The organism is Limnohabitans sp. (genome assembly GCF_044373035.1).
GTDB lineage: Bacteria > Pseudomonadota > Gammaproteobacteria > Burkholderiales > Burkholderiaceae_C > Limnohabitans_A.
Map to the genome: position 1 here is coordinate 1 of NZ_JBILQU010000193.1, position 3,114 is coordinate 3,114.

Annotated in this window: 3 protein-coding genes; all 3 read left to right on the forward strand. The window is 54.5% G+C overall.

Features of this window, described 5'->3' with window-relative positions; all coding sequences use genetic code 11:
- A partial coding sequence (locus ACIQ47_RS15685; RefSeq protein WP_396438972.1) for a DUF2779 domain-containing protein occupies nucleotides 1-1,698 on the forward strand: 1,698 nt, incomplete at its 5' end.
- A gap of 87 nt (nucleotides 1,699-1,785) precedes the next feature.
- Nucleotides 1,786-2,631, forward strand: coding sequence for a DUF1810 domain-containing protein (locus ACIQ47_RS15690; RefSeq protein WP_396438973.1), 846 nt, complete (start codon nucleotides 1,786-1,788; stop codon nucleotides 2,629-2,631).
- Nucleotides 2,632-2,903: 272 nt separating this feature from the next.
- Nucleotides 2,904-3,114: DUF4372 domain-containing protein (locus ACIQ47_RS15695; RefSeq protein ID WP_396438974.1), on the forward strand; the 211-nt coding region annotated here is incomplete at its 3' end.

Below are 3,114 nucleotides of genomic sequence, written 5' to 3' on the forward strand. Positions count from 1 at the left end.
GTGGTGTTCGAGGCCGCCATTGCCTTTGGCAACTTCTTCGTGCGCGTGGACATATTGGTCAAAGATGGCAACCGGTACGAGCTGATTGAGGTCAAAGCCAAGTCGTATGACAGCACCCGTCCCGACATCGCTGGCAGCCGCGTGCCCATCAAGTCGGGCATGCGTCCGTACATTGAAGACGTTGCCTTTCAGGCGTGGGTCATGCGCCAAGCGTATCCGGGCGCGCAGATCAGCACTTTTTTGATGATGCCCGACAAGTCGGTCAAGGCGTCACAAGACCGCTTGAACCAGATTTTCAAGATCGTGAGAGACGGCAAAAAGGTGAGGGTGACCCGATCAGCCGATGCAGCTCACTTCACCCCTCAGGCAGATCTCTTGGCCAAGGTGCCCGTCGATGAGTTTGTGGAGGTGGTTTACAAAGATGGCGTGGGGTCTAACGGCTCTTTGCAACCCATGGACCAGGCGGCCAATGACTGGGCCAAAGCCTATGCCGATGACCAAAAAATTCCTCCTTTTCCCGGTGCAAAGTGCAGCAGCTGCGAGTTTAAGGCAGCCAGCGATGATGAACTACAAAGTGGATTTCATGAGTGCTGGTCTCAGGCCTATGGCTTCACTGACAAGGATTTAGCTCAAGGCACGGTGTTGGACCTGTGGAAGTTCCTGAAAAAAGACGACCTGATCTCGCAAGGGCGGATACGCCTGTCTGCCGTGCAGTCAGGGGACATCAACGTCAAAGACGGCGGAGAAACCCTGTCGGTCAGTGAGCGTCAATGGATGCAAGCCAAAGGCATCCCCCCAGAAGAAGATCGGGGCGGGTACTGGTTGGCCGAGGCGCACATGCGCACAGAAATGGCGTCTTGGCGCTTTCCGTACCATTTCATTGACTTCGAGACCAGCGCAGTGGCCATACCGTTTCACCAAGGCATGCGACCTTATGAGCAGGTGGCTTTCCAGTATTCGCACCATGTGATGCACGAAGACGGGCGCGTCGAGCACAAGGGCCAGTTCTTACTGGCCGAGCCTGGGGTGTTTCCAAACTTCGAATTTGCCCGCGCCCTGAAGGCAGAGCTGGAAGGAGACACTGGCACGGTGTTCATGTGGAGCCACCATGAAAACACGATCTTGAACCGGATCATGGTGCAGCTCGATGAAAGTTTGAGCCCGCCAGACGATGCGGATGAGCTGCGTTTGTTTTTGGCGTCCCTCACCAAGTCAGGCGAGCGCGCCATGGTGGACCTGTGCGATTTGGCCAAGGCAGGTTACTTCCATGTGGCCACTAAGGGCAGTGTCTCCATCAAGAAGGTGCTGCCCGCCATGCTCGCCAGCAATGCCTGGCTGCGGCAGCACTATGCCCAGCCGATCTATGGCGCAGAGGGCGGAATGCCCAGCCTCAATTACAAGAACTTCATCTGGCTGCCCACCGGCGAAGACGGCCAAAGCATCGATGACCCCTACGAAATCCTGCGCGACTTGGGCGCACAGATGCTGGGCGAATCATTGCCAGCAGGCCAAGACCCTGATGAACTGGTCATCGCAGAAGGCGGCGCGGCCGCAACGGCCTATTCGCGGCTCCAGTTTGAAGACCTGCAAGATGCTCAAAGGGTACAAATCAAGCAAGCCCTGTTGCGCTACTGTGAGTTGGACACTCTGGCGATGGTGATGGTGGTGCAGGGGTGGCAGCGGGAGATCAGGCAATGACTTTTGCAAGCTTGCCTTGCCCGATTTGGGTTTCCCCGGCAGGATGATTGTGTTGTCTACCTAAAACGGATTGCATAAGGCGAATTCATGCTCATTCAAACTCTCGACGAAATCCGCGAGGAAGCTCAAATCAGCCAACGCCTTTGGGTCAAAGTCCTTGGCATGCTCCAACAGAACTGGTGCGTCATCGAAGACGGGACAGGTGACGCGGTTGAGTTGATCTTTTTTGACGATCACGGAAAAGTCTTTGACCATCTACCAGCAACCAGCTTGCATGCAGCACAGGCTTCATTGCTGGCCAATGGTTTCAATTGGATGTGGGAGCTATCGAGTTTTTACCAGGCCTGCGGCGTGCCAACCTTGCCACTTCCGGGTGCTCGCAAGCAAAGCCGTCCGGTTTATTCAAGCGGCGAATATTGGCAAGCGCAACCTCACAGGTTGATGCGTGAAACCTCTCGACGGGTTCCCACGGTCAGGTCAGAAAGGACGCTAGACCGCTTCACCGAGGCTCAGGACCTTCACTGGTATGAGGTCGTCGAGGAACTCGCCGCGGGTCACAAACAGACGCACTGGATGTGGTTTGTCTTTCCTCAGCTTCGGGAATTGGGATCGAGCCGCCTTGCACATTACTTTGGCATCGCCGACCCAGGGGAGGCTGCGAAATATTGGGATGACGATTTGCTGGGCGGAAGGCTGAGAAGTTGCACGGACATCCTGTTGGGTCTGCCCAAGGGGACAAAGCCTGAGAGGGTCTTTGGCAAAATTGACGCCATGAAGTTGCGATCTTGCATGACACTTTTTGCGAACGCCTCTTCTGAGGATGAGCGTATCGTCGAGGTGCTGGCCCGTTACTTTCACGGCGAGCGTTGTCCTTTAACGCTTGACATCATCAACAACTCACCCAAGGCAAGGCGGATGTACATCTCGCGCTGACAGGGTGCGGCTGACAAGGTACGAATGAGCAATTTTTGTATCACTCATTTAACCCATTATCGACGCTGAAGCTTATTTGACTGGTCAATCTGAAATCAGCGCCCCGGCAACAACACCTGTACCGATTGAAGAGCAGTAGTGTCCCAACGTTTTCACATCAGGGCTTCGTAAGTTAATGATTTACCTTGGTTTTTTGGCATCTAAGTCTGGTCTCGATTTGAACTTCGATTCCATGACTTATGGTCTTTTGCGTTCGCACGCAAAGGACCGCAATGAACCAAGGCAAGCTTGTTTTCTCTCAACTCATGGCGTTTCTGCCCCTGAGCACTTTCCGTCGATGCGTGGACACTCACCGCGGCGATCACAAAGTTCAAGACTTCACCTGCATGGACCAGTTCTTGACCATGGCCTTTGCTCAATTGACCTACCGCGAGTCTTTGCGCGACATCGAGGTCAATTTGCGTGCTCAAGCCAAGCGGCTGT